Source organism: Micromonospora sp. KC721 (assembly GCF_004348355.1).
GTDB lineage: Bacteria > Actinomycetota > Actinomycetes > Mycobacteriales > Micromonosporaceae > Micromonospora.
Window position 1 is genome coordinate 21,817 of the sequence record NZ_SMJY01000019.1, and the last position, 15,153, is coordinate 36,969.

At 69.2% G+C, this 15,153-nt stretch carries 12 protein-coding genes, 1 tRNA gene and 1 riboswitch; of the genes, 9 read left to right on the forward strand and 4 right to left on the reverse strand.

Annotated elements, in window-relative coordinates; all coding sequences use genetic code 11:
- The first annotated feature begins 127 nt into the window (after nt 1-127).
- From E1182_RS05835 to E1182_RS05850, 4 genes are all read left to right on the forward strand, one after another.
- Entirely contained in the window at nt 128-391 is a 264-nt protein-coding gene (locus E1182_RS05835) for a cell division protein CrgA (RefSeq protein ID WP_132261674.1), read from the forward strand.
- 227 nt (nt 392-618) lie between these two features.
- Nucleotides 619-2,871 (forward strand): (Fe-S)-binding protein, encoded by a 2,253-nt coding sequence (locus E1182_RS05840; protein ID WP_132261676.1) that lies wholly within the window; start codon nt 619-621, stop codon nt 2,869-2,871.
- 353 nt (nt 2,872-3,224) lie between these two features.
- Complete coding sequence (locus tag E1182_RS05845; protein WP_371687518.1) at nt 3,225-4,241, forward strand: NlpC/P60 family protein; 1,017 nt, start codon at nt 3,225-3,227, stop codon at nt 4,239-4,241.
- A gap of 159 nt (nt 4,242-4,400) precedes the next feature.
- A riboswitch (cyclic di-AMP (ydaO/yuaA leader) is annotated at nt 4,401-4,535 on the forward strand.
- Between the two features lie 12 nt (nt 4,536-4,547).
- Nucleotides 4,548-5,588, forward strand: a complete 1,041-nt coding sequence (locus tag E1182_RS05850) for an NlpC/P60 family protein (protein WP_132261679.1) — start codon at nt 4,548-4,550, stop codon at nt 5,586-5,588.
- Between the two features lie 69 nt (nt 5,589-5,657).
- On the opposite strand, the gene dcd is transcribed toward E1182_RS05850, so the two are convergent.
- Nucleotides 5,658-6,236 (reverse strand): dCTP deaminase, encoded by a 579-nt coding sequence (gene dcd, locus E1182_RS05855; RefSeq protein ID WP_132261681.1) that lies wholly within the window; start codon nt 6,234-6,236, stop codon nt 5,658-5,660.
- Between the two features lie 78 nt (nt 6,237-6,314).
- On the opposite strand from dcd, the gene E1182_RS05860 reads away from it, so the two are divergent.
- A complete protein-coding gene (locus tag E1182_RS05860) occupies nt 6,315-6,881 on the forward strand; it encodes a pyridoxamine 5'-phosphate oxidase family protein (protein ID WP_132261683.1) in 567 nt (188 codons plus the stop codon).
- Between the two features lie 61 nt (nt 6,882-6,942).
- Here E1182_RS05860 and E1182_RS05865 read toward each other — a convergent pair whose 3' ends face one another.
- Nucleotides 6,943-7,944, reverse strand: coding sequence for a zinc metalloprotease (locus E1182_RS05865; RefSeq protein WP_132261685.1), 1,002 nt, complete (start codon nt 7,942-7,944; stop codon nt 6,943-6,945).
- A 235-nt stretch (nt 7,945-8,179) separates the two neighbouring features.
- Here E1182_RS05865 and E1182_RS05870 point away from each other — a divergent pair.
- Nucleotides 8,180-8,253 (forward strand) — tRNA-Gly (locus tag E1182_RS05870).
- Between the two features lie 125 nt (nt 8,254-8,378).
- Here the strand turns inward: E1182_RS05870 and E1182_RS05880 are convergent.
- The gene (locus E1182_RS05880; RefSeq protein ID WP_132261724.1) at nt 8,379-8,900 is read right to left on the reverse strand and encodes a tyrosine-type recombinase/integrase; all 522 of its coding nucleotides are present in this window, start codon (nt 8,898-8,900) and stop codon (nt 8,379-8,381) included.
- On the opposite strand from E1182_RS05880, the gene E1182_RS05885 reads away from it, so the two are divergent.
- Together E1182_RS05885 and E1182_RS05890 are read left to right on the forward strand one after the other, a co-directional pair.
- Complete coding sequence (locus tag E1182_RS05885; RefSeq protein WP_243706054.1) at nt 8,875-9,441, forward strand: hypothetical protein; 567 nt, start codon at nt 8,875-8,877, stop codon at nt 9,439-9,441. The two genes, E1182_RS05880 and E1182_RS05885, sit on opposite strands and share 26 nt — an antisense overlap.
- 4 nt (nt 9,442-9,445) lie before the next feature.
- On the forward strand, nt 9,446-9,916 hold the full coding sequence (locus tag E1182_RS05890) for an NUDIX domain-containing protein (RefSeq protein ID WP_132261688.1): 471 nt from the start codon (nt 9,446-9,448) through the stop codon (nt 9,914-9,916).
- Here E1182_RS05890 and E1182_RS05895 read toward each other — a convergent pair.
- On the reverse strand, nt 9,904-10,470 hold the full coding sequence (locus tag E1182_RS05895; RefSeq protein ID WP_132261690.1) for an HD domain-containing protein: 567 nt from the start codon (nt 10,468-10,470) through the stop codon (nt 9,904-9,906). The genes E1182_RS05890 and E1182_RS05895 overlap by 13 nt on opposite strands.
- A gap of 1,887 nt (nt 10,471-12,357) precedes the next feature.
- On the opposite strand from E1182_RS05895, the gene E1182_RS05900 reads away from it, so the two are divergent.
- Nucleotides 12,358-15,075 carry an RICIN domain-containing protein gene (locus E1182_RS05900; protein WP_132261692.1) on the forward strand — a complete coding sequence of 906 codons (2,718 nt, stop codon included), beginning with the start codon at nt 12,358-12,360 and terminating at the stop codon, nt 15,073-15,075.
- Nucleotides 15,076-15,153 lie beyond the last annotated feature (78 nt).

Consider the following 15,153-nt stretch of genomic DNA (forward strand, 5'->3'; position numbering starts at 1 on the left):
CGGCCCCATTCGTGGATCGGACGGCCGGTCCGGACTACGCTAGCTGTCGAACATTATTGGCCATGGACCGTCGCCCCCGCGCCCGGTTGTCAGGCCGGACGAGGTCGTCACCCCTCTGGAGAGCGTCGTGCCCAAGTCTCAGGTCCGCAAGAAGAAGGTGTACACCCCGCCGACGGACGTGCGTCCGACGGCGACGGCGGCGACGCGCAAGCCCAGCCCGGTGTGGCTGCCGGTCACGGCGGTCGCGTTGATCGCGGCTGGCATCGCGTGGCTGGTGGTCTACTACCTTTCCGAGCAGGCGTACCCGGTCGCCTCCTGGGGGTACTGGAACCTGGCGGTCGGCTTCGGCGGGATGGTCGCCTCGCTGATCCTGCTCTCCCGCTGGCGCTGACTTTCGGCGGCGCGCTGATCGCCGCCCGGCACGACCGAGGCTCCCCTCGTCCGACCCCGTCCTGCGCCGGCGCGCCGAGCACCCTAGGGTGTGCGCAGGGCGGCGTGGCCAGGTGCGAGAAGTCTCACGTTACTGCCGGGTAACCTTGCGCGTAGGCTGCACTGCATGACCGAGCGGCCCCGGTTGCCGTAGCCGCTCGACAGGCAGCAGACCGGGAGGCCAACTCGATGGGCAGCGTCCAGATCGTCACCACGATCCTCGCGGCCGCCATCACCGCCGTGGCGGTGTGGCTTGCGGTGCGCGCGGTCATGAAGATGCTGGCAGTCATCCGGCAGGGGCAGCCCGCGCCGGAGCGGTTCACCGACAGGGGCGCCCGTACCAAAGCCATGCTGGTCGAGACCGTCGGTCACACCCGCATGCTCAAGTGGAGTGTGGTGGGCGCCGCGCACTGGTTCGTGATGGTCGGCTTCATCGTGCTGTCGCTGCTGGTGCTGGAGGCGTACTTCGAGGTCGTCTCGCCGACCGGCGGCCTGCCGCTGATCGGTGGCCTGACGATCTACGGCCTGGCCACCGAACTGATCGCGATCCTCGGCACGGTCGGCATCCTGGTGCTGATCGCGATCCGGGTCCGCAACCGGCCCACCCGGCCGGGCGGGCGCTCCCGGTTCACCGGCTCGACCATGTGGCAGGGCTACTTCGTCGAGGGTGTCGTGCTCTCGGTGCTGATCATGGGCTTCGTGATCCGGGGCTTCAAGGTCGCCACCGACCACTTCGAGTACCCGGTCTGGGCCACCCCGGTCAGCCACGCGGTCGGCGCGCTGCTGCCGGCCTCGCCGGCCGGCGTGAGCATCGCCGCCCTCGTCAAGATCGCCATCTCGATGACCTGGCTCATCGTGATCGCGTTGAACGTCACCATGGGTGTCGCCTGGCACCGCTTCCTGGCCTTCCCCAACATCTTCTTCAAGCGTGACCCGCGGAAGCGGGCCGGCTCCGGTCTCGGCGCGCTGCGGCCGATGACGAGCCAGGGCAAGCCACTGGACTTCGAGGAGGCCGACCCGGAGTCCGACCAGTTCGGTGTCGCCCAGGTCGAGCAGTTCACCTGGAAGGGGCTGCTCGACTTCAGCACCTGCACCGAGTGCGGTCGCTGCCAGTCGCAGTGCCCGGCCTGGAACACCGGTAAGCCGTTGTCGCCGAAGCTGCTCGTGCTCAGCCTCCGCGACCACGCGTACGCCAAGGCGCCGTACCTGCTGGCCGGCGGCGGCAAGGACCTCACCGGCGAGGAGAAGGCCACCGCCGCCCAGCTCGCCCACGTGGACGTGCTGGCCCTCGCCGAGGCCGACAAGCCGCTCATCGGCACCGCCGAGGAGGGCGGCGTCATCGACCCGGACGTGCTGTGGTCGTGCACCACCTGCGGTGCCTGCGTCGAGCAGTGCCCGGTCGACATCGAGCACGTCGACCACATCGTCGACATGCGCCGATACCAGGTGCTGATCGAGTCGAGCTTCCCGTCCGAGGCCGGCGTCATGCTGCGCAACCTGGAGAACAAGGGCAACCCGTGGGGTGCCCCGCAGAACACCCGCGAGGACTGGACCAAGGGCCTCGACTTCGAGGTGCCGCGGGTCGGCGAGGTCGACGACTTCGAGTACCTCTTCTGGGTCGGCTGCGCCGGCGCGTTCGAGGACCGGGCCAAGAAGACCACCCGGGCGGTCGCCACGCTGCTCAACGAGGCCGGCGTCTCCTTCGCCATCCTCGGCGAGGGCGAGACCTGCTCGGGTGACCCGGCCCGCCGGATCGGCAACGAGTTCGTCTTCCAGATGCTCGCCCAGCAGAACGTCGAGACCCTGAACGAGGCGTTCGAGGGCCGGGAGAAGGCCAAGCGCAAGATCGTGGCCACCTGCCCGCACTGCTTCAACACCCTCGGCAACGAGTACGGGCAGCTCGGCGGCGAGTTCGAGGTGGTACACCACACCCAGCTCCTGGCCCACCTGGTCGCCACCGGCAAGCTCACCCCGGTCCAGCCGGTCGACGGCGGAGTCACCTACCACGACCCCTGCTACCTGGGCCGGCACAACCGGGTCTTCGCGCCGCCGCGCGAGGTGCTCGGCAGTGCCATCGGCGGCGGATCCGGAGACGGTCGGGGCGGCGCAGCCGTCGATTCCGGTGCAGGTCGCGACAGTGGCCTGGTCGAGATGCCGCGTAACAGCGAGCGCTCCTTCTGCTGCGGCGCCGGCGGCGCCCGGATGTGGATGGAGGAGCGGATCGGCAAGCGGATCAACGTGGACCGGGTCGAGGAGGCCATGTCCACCGGCGCGAAGACGGTTGCCGTCGGCTGCCCGTTCTGCTCGACCATGCTCAACGACGGGGTCAACGGCAAGGGCGCCGGTGAGCAGGTGGAGGTCGTCGACGTGGCCAGCGTGCTGCTGCGCTCGGTCAAGCCCGACACCACGGCGGGCCAGCAGGCCGAGCCGGTCGCGGGCTGAGGTCGTACCGCAAGGCACCGTGACCACCGCGGCGTCGGCACCCGGGGGGATGCCGACGCCGCGCTCGTGTCGGCCGGTTCGCGGCCTGCTGCCGCGCTGCGGCGGGGCGCGGCGACCCCTGGTGAGCGGCGGTTTACCGACCCCTGACGTGGCAACAGCACCAATGTATTGACAGGCGTAGTTGAAAAATGGTCGAACTACCGATTGTGTGCGGATGATTGCTTAGCCGTGAAATAGTCGAAGCCGCCTTGATTCCGCTGCGCGTTTTCCCTAATGTTGCACCGGCCGCTGTGGGTCGTCTGCCTCCGTCTTCCCCTCCGTGAGGCGCCCGGCGGTCGGTTGCAAAGGAGTCTGTGCCGGTGGCAACCATGCCCCTCCATCGTGCCGCCCAGGGTCAGCCGCCCCCTCGTCGGGCCGGTCTGCGCCGCGCTGCCCGCCGCCTGATCACCGTGGTCGCCGCCGTGGTCGTCGGCGCGGGGATGCTGGTCGCGCCGGCGCACGCTGCGCCCACACCCGAGGAGATCGAGGCGGCGATCGACAAGCAGTGGGAGCAGCTCGAACCGACCATCGAGCAGTACAACAAGGTCCGGGCGCAGCTCAAGAAGGACCGCAAGAAGGCGGAGGAACTCCAGAAGAAGATCGAGCCGCTCGCCCTGCAGACGGAGTTGGCTCTCAACCGGGTCGGCGACATGGCCTCCCGCTACTACATGACCGGTCCCTCGCAGGAGATCGGCGCCCTGCTGGTCAACGTGAAGCCGGGCACCCTCACCGAGCAGCTCACCTATCTGGACCGGCTCGCCGCGCAGGAGCGCAAGGAACTCCAGGTCGTCATCGACGCGCGGGCGAAGTTCGACGCCGAGAAGCAGAAGCTCGACGCGCTGATCGCCCAGGAGGTCGAGCAGGAACGGGAGCTGGCCGCCAAGAAGAACCAGATCAACGCGGAGATCAAGCGGCTGCAGGCGTCGATGCCGAAGACCACCGTGAAGGTCTCCGGCTGCCCGACCATCAACGGGGTGGTGAGCAGTGCCGCGCGGACCGCGATCCAGGTGGCCTGCCAGCAGGTGGGTGACCCGTACGTCTGGGGCGCCACCGGCCCGAACGCGTTCGACTGCTCCGGCCTCACCCAGTTCGCCTACAAGGCCGCCGGTATCTCCCTGACCCACTTCACCGGTGCCCAGTGGAACGAGGGCAAGGCGATCCCGCGCTCCGAGGCCCGCCCCGGTGACCTGGTCTTCTTCTTCAGCGACCTGCACCACGTCGGCCTCTACCTGGGCGGCGACCTGATGGTGCACGCGCCACGGGCCGGCAAGCCGGTCCAGGTGGCCAACATCAACAACATGCCGGTAGCCGGATTCCGCAGACCCGGCTGACCCGTTCTCCGCACCGTCGCGAACCCCCGGTCGACTCCGGCCGGGGGTTCGCCGTGTCCGGGCTCCGGCGTGTCCGATCACGGATGGTTGCTATCTGGTTACGGGCATCTACTCTGATGAACCGTCGGTCGCCGGAAGCTCCGTCCACCCGGGCGGCGACGGCCGGCACCGCCGAATCGCCCACGGGCGAGCCGGGGGCCAGGTGGTCGGGGTGAATCCGCAGCCACTGCGGTGGTGCGCTCCCTTCCCGCCCGAACCCGTCAGCCAACCCGGTAGGCGGTCGCGGAAGAAGGAGTACGGAGCCCGGTGGCACACCATGCCCCGCGGCCGCCGTCGCCCCGGTCGGCCCCGGTCGCCCGGCGTACGGTCGTGCCGCGCTCACGCTGGTCCCGCTGCACCACCGTCCTCGCCGCCCTTGCCGGCGCCGCCGTCGTCCTGGCCGGTGGCTCCACGGCGGCCCACGCCGATCCCACGGTCGCCGACCTCGAACGGCAGATCGACCGGGACTGGAACACCCTGGAGCCGCTCATTGAGCAGCACAACGCGACCCGGCAGGAGTTGGCCGCCAGACGCCGGCAGGCCGACGCGCTGGCCCGGCGGATCGTCCCGCTGCAAGCCCAGGTCGACCGGGCGATGGACCAGATCTCCGGGCTCGCCGCCCAGGCGTACAAGGGAGAGAGCTTCGCCGTCGTCAACGCCCTGCTCGGCAGCGCGTCCCCCGGCGAACTGGTGAACCAACTCGAACTGCTCGACCGTCTGGCCCAGCGGCGGCAGCGCGAGGTGCGCGCCGTACAGGACCTGCGCGACGAACTCGCCGCCAAGAAGGCGGCGCTGGACACGACGGTGGCCCAACTGGGCCGGACCGAGGCCCGGCTCGCCGTCCGGCGCAAGCAGATCGACGCCGGCATCGAGCGGCTCCAGCGGCTGCGGTTGCGGGCCTACGGCGCCGGTGCCGGCGGTCCGCTGCGTCCCGCACCCTGCCCGGCCGCCTACCCGGGCGGTCCCGCCGGGGTGGCGGTGCGGTTCGCCTGCGACCAGATCGGCAAGCCGTACCGCTGGGGCGCCGAGGGCCCGAACGGGTACGACTGCTCGGGGCTGACGCTCGCGGCCTGGGCGAAGGCGGGGGTCCGGCTGCCGCACAACGCGCGGCAGCAGCGCCGGGTCACCGCCAGCGTCAGCCGCACCGACCTGCGCCCCGGTGACCTGGTCTTCTACTACACCGACCTGCACCACGTCGGGATGTACGTCGGTGCCGGCTGGGTGGTGCACGCCTCCCGGGCCGGGATGCCGGTGCGGATGAAGCGGGTCGACGACGGGCCGGTCCACAGCTACGGCCGTCCGGGCTGACGCCGCTACCGGGCCTGCGGCCGGCAAGGTCGGTGCTGGCGCCGGGTCTGTGGCCGGCGGGGCCGAGCGTCAGCGGGTCGGCCAGGTGCGCCAGTTCTGCCAGGACCGGCTCGGGGTCGGCCCCCGCTGCCCCTGGTACCGCGAGCCGTAGACCTCCGACCCGTACGGGTGCTCGGCGGGCGACGACAGGCGGAAGATGCAGAGCTGGCCGATCTTCATGCCCGGCCAGAGGGTGATCGGCAGGTTCGCCACGTTGGACAGCTCCAGCGTCACGTGCCCCGAGAAGCCCGGGTCGATGAAGCCGGCGGTCGAGTGGGTGAGCAGCCCGAGCCGGCCCAGGCTCGACTTGCCCTCCAACCGTCCCGCGAGTTGGTCGCCCAGCGAGATCACCTCCAGCGTGGAGGCGAGCACGAACTCACCGGGGTGCAGCACGAACGGCTCACCCTCCGGCACCTCGACCATCGAGGTCAGCTCGTCCTGCTGCTCCGCCGGGTCGATGTGGGTGTAGAGGTGGTTGTTGAAGACCCGGAACAGCTTGTCCAGCCGGACGTCGATGCTCGACGGCTGCACCAGCGTGGGCTCGAACGGGTCCAGCGCGAGCGCGCCCGCCTTGATCTCGGAGACCAGGTCGCGGTCGGAGAGCAGCATCGGCACACCATATCGAGCGGATCGGGCGACCTGCGTGTCGGACTACGTGTTCGTACACCTGTTCGATAAGATGTCGGCATGGCTTCCTGGTCCGACTTCGCCGCCGACGAGCCCCGACTTGCCGACGGGATCCGCCTTCTCCTGCAGCAGTACGGGCCAGGCTTCGGCTACCTGGCCACCGTCCGCCCCGACGGCGGTCCCCGGGTGCACCCGGTCTGCCCGGTGATCACCGACGAAGGGCTGTTCTGTTTCGTGGTGGCCTCGCCCAAGCGCCGCGATCTCGAACGCGATGGCCGTTACGCGCTGCACTCGTTTCCGCCGGAGGAGAGCGACGACGAGGCGTACCTCGCCGGCCGGGCGCATCCGGTCACCGACCCGGGCCAGGTGGCCCGGATTGCCCGCGCCGGCCGGGCCGCTTCCCAGGTGGACTGGCGACTCTTCGAGTTCGACGTCGACGTGGCCATGCTGACCCGTCGCGGTCAGGGCGGGCACGTCCAGCCCGGCGAAGGCCCGGGGCGGCCGGCCGTACAGGTCTGGCTCGACCCCGGGGCGGCGCACCGCAACGGCGCTACGGGTGTACCCGGTCAGCAGCCGACACGGCGCGGCGGCCGACACGGCTTCGACACCCGGCGCACCGCGGCCTGACCAGCCAAACGCCGGTGCCGGCCCCGTCGCGAGACGGAGCCGGCACCGGGCACTGCTGGACTCAGGCCGCGCGGTACGCGTTCCACGCGGTCAGCATGCGGCTCGCCTGCCCAGGGGTGAACTGGTACATGCACGAGTCGTAGCTGTAGTCCATGAAGTTGGTGATCGGGTCCATGCCTGCGGCCGGGCAGGTGTCCTGGCCTTCCGGGCAGCCCTGCGCCGGGTCGCGCTCCGCCGGGGTGTCGGAAACGCCGTCGTTAGTGGTGGAGCAACCACCCTGGAAGGTGTGGTAGAGGTTCATCCAGTGGCCCACCTCGTGGGTGCCGGTGTCGCCCAGGTTGTAGTTGGTAGCCGAACCACCCGGCAGCGACTCGCTCAGCACCACGACGCCGTCCATCGGATCGAGGCTGCGCTTCGGGAAGGTGGCCCAACCGAGCAGGTCGTTGCTCAGCTCACCCAGGTACATGTTGAGGGTGTTCTTGCCGCCGGTGCGCAGCTGGTTCTTCATCTGCCGCTCCGCGGAGGAACCCTGGACGATCGGGTACCAGGCCGGCCGGGTCACCCGGTTGATCTTCTGCAGGGTGAAGCTGAAGGGGGTGGCCGCACCGCCGGTGGTGCCGCTGAAGCTCTCGTTGAGCACCCTGATCTGAGAGTTGATCATCGAGTCCGGGATGTTGCCACCGGCCCGGGTGCTGTCCCGCTGGATGACGTGCACGACAACGGGGATGTTCACGGCGGCCGCCTCGGCTGCCTTGCGGGCGGACTGCGGGCCGACCCGGAACCGCGCCCGCTCGCGCAGCGCGGCGGCGAGGTCGGCTTCGCGCTCACGCACCTGGACGGCGTTCAGTTCGTTGGGCTCGTGCTTCGCGACGCCGCCGGGCTTGAGCCGCGCGTCGGAGTGGGTGTCGGCCGGTTCCTCGCAGACGACGTCGGCGGCGGGGGCGGCTGAGAAGGCCGAAGCAGCGGGGACGACGCCCACGGTTGCGGCAGTCAGCAGCAGCGCGAAGGTCGTCGATGCGACACCGGTGGTACGCCGGGTCAGCAGGGCGGGACGGAGTCCCATGGGCCCACCTCTTTCTCGCGACGTGACAGGGGGGTGTGTCACGTCGTGGTTGAAACGTGAGGGGGACGTTACAACCGATTGAAAGGTTTGAGAACGACCCGAATGTTACTGCTGCGAAACTTCTACGTATGCGCATACGTTGGGTATTCGCATGATCACCCATGGGGGCGGGATGAGCGCGCCGGAGACACCTGGATGCATGATGCCCGCGACCTCAGGTACAGTGGTGCCGCCTGCGGGTGTAGTTCAATGGCAGAACATCAGCTTCCCAAGCTGACAGTGCGGGTTCGATTCCCGTCACCCGCTCCAACGCGAAGGCCCCAGCTCAGGACAGGTTTCCTGGCTGGGGCCTTGATCGTTGTTACCGCTTCTTGCGCTGGCCGTGCCCGCTACGTGCCCGATCACGGCCCTTCTTGATCTGCTCGCTGAGGCCGTCAGCGATGTGCTTGTCGCGCTCCTTGGCAGTGTGCTGGTAGATCAGCGCGGCCTGGGTCGAGGCGTGGCCCATCCGGGCCATCAGATCGGCGAGGCTGGCCCCGGTCCGTGAGGCCAGGGTGTTGCCCGGTGTGCCGCAGGTCGTGGAAGTGGAAGCCGGGCAGGCCGGCCGCCGCCACCGAGTCGCGCCACTTGGAGGCGGTCTGGAAGTTGGAGCGGCGCAGTACGCCGCCCTTCGCGCCGGTGAAGACGAGCGCGTCCTGGTCCTCGTCGACGAAGTCGTCCAGGTGTGCGCGGATGTCGCGGCGGATCGCGTCGGGAATGGTGACGGTCCGGATGCCGGCGTCGGTCTTGGGCGGCCCGAAGGTGAGGCTTCCGTCTGAGCGCTCGACCAGTGTCGCGCGGACCGTCAGGGTCCGACAGCGCGGGTCGACGTCGCGTCGGCGTAGGGCAGCCAGCTCTCCGTAGCGGAGGCTCGTGAACGCGGCGAGGGCGGTGACCCCGGAGAAGGCGTCGAAGATCGGTCAGAGTGAGATGGTCCAGCTCTACTCCCGGCGCTCCTCGGTTCCGTACGAGCTGTGGGGTCGACTGATCGAACGGGCCGAGAAGCAGATCGACATCCTGGCCTACGCCGGCCTCTTCCTTGTCGAACAGGACCCGAGGCTCATCGACACCTTGCGGCAGAAAGCCGCTGGTGGTGCCAAGGTAAAGATCCTGCTCGGTGATCCGAGCAGCCCTGCGATCGAGCGAAAGAGCGTCGAGGAGGGTGCGACCGGCGTCATGGCCGCGAAGATTCGGCAAGTCCAGCAGTACTACAACCGGATTGACGGTGCGCCGGGCGTGACGGTGCTCTACCACGAGACGACGCTTTACAACTCGATCTACCGGTTCGATGATGAGATGTTGGTCAATATGCACGTCTACGGGTTCCCGGCGCCGCACGCGCCCGTGATGCACCTACGCCGGCTCAACGGCGGGGACCTCTTCGGCACCTACGCCGATAGCTTCGACCGGGTCCTGTCCGCCTCCTATCCGCTGCCCGGCAGTGGGGTGGCAGCCTAGAAGCATGGCGAGAACCGAGCACTACCACGACCCGAACGCGCCGAAGGCCAACAGCATCGTCGTGGCTGTCTCCGTCTTCGTCCGTGACGAGCAGGGCCGGGTGTTGCTCATCCAGCGCAGCGACAACGGCCTGTGGTCCCTGCCCGGCGGTGGGCAGGAGATCGGCGAGTCGGTGGCAGAGACGGCGGTCCGGGAGACCCAGGAGGAGACCGGGATCAGGATCGAGGTCACCGGGATGGTCGGGGTCTACTCCGACCCCGACCATGTCGTCGCGTACTCGGACGGCGAGGTACGGCAGCAGTTCTCGCTCTGCTTCCGCGCCGTACCGGCCGGCGGTGAGCTGACCCCGAGCGACGAGTCACGCGAGGTGCGATGGGTGGCCCGCGACGAGCTGGAGGCGCTCGACATCCACCCGTCGACCCTGCTGCGCATCACCCACGGCTACGAGGACCGCGAGCAGCCCTACATCGGCTGAGCCACGCTGCCGGCCAGCCGGCGTTGGGTCCGCTGCACGGCGGCGACCATCTCCGGTTCCGCCCGGCGGATGAACCGGGTCACCAGGTGCTCCGGCCCGTACCGCGATCGGATCTCGGCCAGCCGTTCCAGGACCTCGAAGTCCTGCCCGTCCGGCCCAGTAGTCATGTCCGAGAAGCAGAGCGCGTCGGTCACCGCGGTTTCCTCCCGGGGGAACTCAGCGACCAGGACCTCACCGAGCCCGCGTTCCTCCGCTTCCAGCCACGCGCACGAGTGGTGCGCCACCAGCGCGGCGATCCGCTCGTCGAACCGCTCACGGCGCAGCCACCGGCCCCAATCGAGGGAGTGAAAGCCGGTATCGACCAGGTCCGGGCTGTAGCCCACGTCATGCAGCCACGCCGCCGCCACGAGCACCGCACGATCCTCGACCGGCACCGCCGCACTGATCCGATCCGCCTTCGCGGCGACCGCCTGGACGTGACTCCACCGACGGGGCAACGCCGTCTCCAACAACTGTCGCGCGATGTCCTGAGCGGTATCGACGAGAGCAGCCATGCCGCCAGGGTACGGAGCGCACCCAGCCCACACCATCCCGTGTCCGCTGGCCGACGACCCGAGGCCGGCCGGCTGCCGGCAATGTGGTTCAAAGTTTCTGTACGTCTTCAAGGCGGCCCTGAACGGGCCGCACGCGCCGCCGCCTGGGCGCGCGCCGGCCGCTGCCGCTGTCGCTCTGCGGCCGTCACGCCTAACGCCCGGCGGCTGGCGCGGACAGCGGAACCCCGGAGGGCCGCCGCAGAACGACAGGCCGTCGAGTGGTGGGTGGTGGGCCGGCAGCCAGCCGGGCCGCACGGACACGAGCCCGCGCGGCGCAGGGCAGGGCACGCCAGCCGCGTCGGCGAGCCGGTGTCGGTCGCGGGGTCGCGGCTACTGCGCCTCCGGCGGGGGCGCAACGACTCCGAGATGGCCGGGAGTCCGTCGGCGAGTCGCGGTCCGTGGGTGGTTGCGTAGGGCCATCCCGCCTGCCGCCGACCCGGGCAAGCCGAGCAGACCACCGCCCGGCCCGCCAGCGTCCGTACGTGCGTCAAGGTTCGCTTGATGTGGCGGACCGGGCGGTAGCCCGCTCCCCAGACGGGCGGGTCGGCGGCAGACGGGATGGCCACATTGGTGAAGATGGATTGGTCAGGGGCGGGGTTTTCCATCCGGGGGGCAATAGCTAATCATGTCAACCCATGTCGCCGTTTTCCCGCTGCGTACCCATACCCCGTTTGCGCAATCGCCGTCGTACTTCGCTAGAAGACGCCCGTCATAAGTGCTGACTCGCTGGACCACTCCCCCAACACAGGTATAATACTTTTCCCGGGGAATCACCTCGGTGTTCGACCGCGTATACCAGCACTTCCAGATCTCTCCTCCGCCTGGATCTGCCGAAGCCGCCGAGGGTGCCGCCACAGGTGCCGCGATGAACATCGTAGCCCCGAAGAGCGCGAGGGCAATCTTTTTCACTGTGACTCCTCTTCCTGACTGATGCGTCTCAATGCTCGTCGTAAGCTATCAGCCCCACGCAGCCGCCGCTGCCCCGCGCGCTCGTCCAGTAAACGGTTACGTCCCAGTTGTCCCCCACTGGTTTGCGAACTCGGCCAGCCCCACTACTTGCGGGATGACACGAAGGGATGCCATAGGTGAACGTAAGCCATCGAGCCGATTTGATCGTTGACTGCGCTGGTCACAGACGGCATGGCAGCCCCGGGGTGTCGACATCGGATGGGGCTGCTTGTGGACAGCAGACGGCCAAGATCGAACCTCCCCCCGGCGGGGGTCGCGGCTGATGCGGGAACATGAGCGGCAATCGATCGGTCAGCAAGATCGTCGGGCACAAGCCGGGCACAACTGACGCCGACAAGGGCTGCAACCGGGCTGGTAAGGCAACGAGAGGCCTCGCCCAGGTAAGGAGGCCGATCCGACCGTTCTGGGGTGATCCACCGACCGCCGGAGGGATCAGAGGCTCAAGCCTCATCCTTCAGTTGGGTCCGTGCCCGATCCGTGCCCGATGCAGCGGTCAACATCGGCCAGTGGAGGTCCCGCCGCAGCGCTGGGCCGGGTCGCCAATGCTTCCCCGGCCAGCGGGCACCAGGACCGGGGGCCGCAACTCAACCCGATTCCCAAGCTGGCAGTGCGGGTTCGATTCCCGTCACCCGCTCCACGATCGAGGCCCTGGCCAGGGCGACAGTCCCAGCCAGGGCCTTCGATGTTCCGCCGTCCGTGATCATGCGACGGGCCAGTACCCGCGTCGATCAACGCTTACCGCGCCACGAGGTGGCCCGAAAAAAGTTTCTGGCTCAAGGCAACCTTTGCGGGGCTGGTGACCACGAAGGAGTAGGACCGGCTACTCCGGTGCTGGATCCACCTTCCTCTGTGCACGGCATGCAAGGAGAACACCTCGCAATGAAGAACCCCACGAACGGCGGGCGTCACCGGCGTCACCGCCGTCGCTGGACCACCGCCGGCCTGCTGCTCGGCCTACCCGCCGTTCTTGTGCCGTACCTGCTGTTCGTCAACGAGGACTCACGGGCCGCGACGGTCGACGACGATGCCTACTACAGGCTGATCTCCGTGCGTAGCGGCAAGGCGATGGACGTCAACGCCTTCTCCACCGCAGACGGCACCCGCATTCAGCAGTGGACCGACCAGAACACCGCCAACCAGCAGTGGAAGCTGAGATCCACCGGGAACGGCTACTACGAGCTGGTGAACCGCAACAGCGGCAAAGTTCTGGGCATAGTGGGCAATTCGACCGCCCAGGCAGCCGCCGCCGAGCAGCAGACCGACAGCTCCTCCACCTCTCAGGAGTGGCGGATCGACGATGTCAGCGGTTCCGACGCCGTCACCTTCACATCCCGCAGGAGCGGCCACGTCCTGGACGTCTCCGGAAATTCCACGGCCGACGGCGCGGCGGTCATCCAGTATCCCGGCAGGGGCAGCACCAACCAGCAGTGGAAGCTGGTGAAAACAGCCGAGACCCAGGCGGCGGAAACCGGCGGAGCGAAAACCAGGGCCACGGCGGGACCCGGCGGGGCGAAAACCAGGGCCGCGGCAGAAACCGGCGGGGTACAGACCACGGCCGCGGCCGGTCCGTATGTGTGGAAGAACGCCCAGGCGGTGGGCGGCGGTTACGTCACCGGGCTGGTGTTCAACCCACGGGAGAAGGGCCTGCTGTACGCGCGCACCGACATGGGCGGCGCCTACCGCTGGGACACCGGGGCCGAGCAGTGGATTCCGCTGACCGACTGGGTCGGCGAGAAGGATTGGAACCTGCTGGGCATCGATTCGCTGGCCACCGACCCCGTCGACCCCAAGCGGCTCTACCTCGGGGCAGGCACCTACACCAACGAGTGGGCGGGCAACGGCGCGATCCTGCGCTCCACCGACCGGGGCCGCACCTTCCAGCGCACCGATCTGCCCTTCAAGCTGGGTGCCAACGAGGACGGCCGCGGGGCGGGCGAGCGGCTGGTGGTCGACCCCGCGGACAACGGCACCCTGCTGCTGGGCACCCGCAAGAACGGCCTGTGGCGCAGCACGGACCACGGCGTGACATGGAGGCAGGTCTCCTCGTTCCCGGTCAAGGACGGGGCGAGCAGCGGCGCGGGTATCTCCTTCGTCACGTACGGCCCGGCCGGAAGCAAGACGATCTACGTCGGCGTCGCCGACAGGTCCACCTCTCTGTACCGCTCCACCGACGGCGGCAGCACCTGGGAGGCGGTCCCTGGGCAGCCCACTGGACAGCTGCCGCAGCGCGGCGTGCTCTCCGGTGACGGCTCGCTGTACCTGACGTACACCAACGCCCTCGGACCCAACGGCGTGACGGCGGGTTCGGTGTGGAAGCACACGCCGGCCGACGGAAGGTGGAAGAACGTCTCCCCGTCCAAGGGCAGCTACGGGTTCTCCGGTCTGGCCGTCGACCCGCAGAAGCCGTCCACGGTGATGGTCACCACCCTCGACCGCTGGTGGCCCGAGGACGAGATTTACCGGACCACCGACGGCGGCACCACCTGGAAAGCACTGGCCGACAAGTCGGTGCGGGACGCCTCCGCCGCTCCTTACGTCGGCACCGGCACCGGGCACTGGATGACCGCCCTGGCCATCGATCCCTTTGACTCCGGGCACGTGCTGTACGGCACCGGCAACGGCATCTGGCGCAGCACGGACGCCACCGCCACCGACAGCGGCGGCACCAGCCACTGGACCGTGGGAGCGCGAGGGCTGGAGGAGACCGCGCTGCTGGACGCGATCGCCCCACCCGGCGGCGCCACCGTCGTCACCGCCATGGGCGACCAAGGCGGTTTCCGCCACGACTCCCTGATCAAGGTGCCCGCCGGGCGGCTGCAGAACCCGGTGATGGGCAACAGCACCGACATCGATTTCGCCCAGTCCAACCCCACGGTGATGGTCCGCGTCGGCCGTGGCGGCAAGCAGGACGGCGCCTATTCCACCGACGGTGGCCGCAGCTGGAAGGGCTTCAAGGCGGAGCCGGTGGCTGGCGCCGACAGCGGCCATGTCGCGCTCGCGGCGGACGGCTCCGCCATCGTCTGGACCCAGGACGGTCAGGTCCCGTACCGGTCGACCAACAAGGGGGCGAACTGGTCGAAGGTCAAGGGTCTCGGTGCCGGAGCAGTGGTCGTCGCCGACCGCTCCTCGGCCAAAACCTTCTACTCGCTGACCGGCGGCACGCTCTACGCCAGCACCGACGGTGGCGCGACCTTCACCGCCCGCGCCACCAACCTGCCCGCCGGCCGGCTCACGGCCGTCCCCGGCATCGCCGGGGACCTGTGGATCGCCGGCGGGAGCAAGGGGCTGCTGCACTCCACCGACGGCGGCCGCACCTTCACCACGCTCAAGACGGTGCAGTCCGCCTCCGCCCTCGGCTTCGGCAAGGCCGCGCCTCGCGCCGCCTACCAGGCCCTGTACCTGATCGGTACCGTCACAGACGTCACCGGGGTCTTCCGCTCCACCGACAAGGGCGCCACCTGGCTCCGCGTCAACGACGACGCCCACCAGTGGGGCAGCATCGGCGGCGTCGGCGTCATCACCGGCGACCCCGACACCTACGGCCGGGTCTATGTCGGCACGAACGGACGCGGCCTCCAGTACGGCGACCCGTCCTGACCCCCATGCCCGAGCGGGGCCGCAGACACGACGGTCTGCGGCCCCGCCATGGCTGACCGCCTTCTGCCGGTGAGCCGC

Coding starts and splice junctions, on each gene's coding strand:
- E1182_RS05895 (WP_132261690.1), bottom strand. CDS start 10,470: ATGGCTGCTCTCGTCGATACCGCTCAGGACATCGCGCGACAGTTGTTG.
- E1182_RS05890 (WP_132261688.1), top strand. CDS start 9,446: ATGGCGAGAACCGAGCACTACCACGACCCGAACGCGCCGAAGGCCAAC.
- E1182_RS05865 (WP_132261685.1), bottom strand. CDS start 7,944: ATGGGACTCCGTCCCGCCCTGCTGACCCGGCGTACCACCGGTGTCGCA.
- E1182_RS05860 (WP_132261683.1), top strand. CDS start 6,315: ATGGCTTCCTGGTCCGACTTCGCCGCCGACGAGCCCCGACTTGCCGAC.
- dcd (WP_132261681.1), bottom strand. CDS start 6,236: ATGCTGCTCTCCGACCGCGACCTGGTCTCCGAGATCAAGGCGGGCGCG.
- E1182_RS05900 (WP_132261692.1), top strand. CDS start 12,358: ATGAAGAACCCCACGAACGGCGGGCGTCACCGGCGTCACCGCCGTCGC.
- E1182_RS05840 (WP_132261676.1), top strand. CDS start 619: ATGGGCAGCGTCCAGATCGTCACCACGATCCTCGCGGCCGCCATCACC.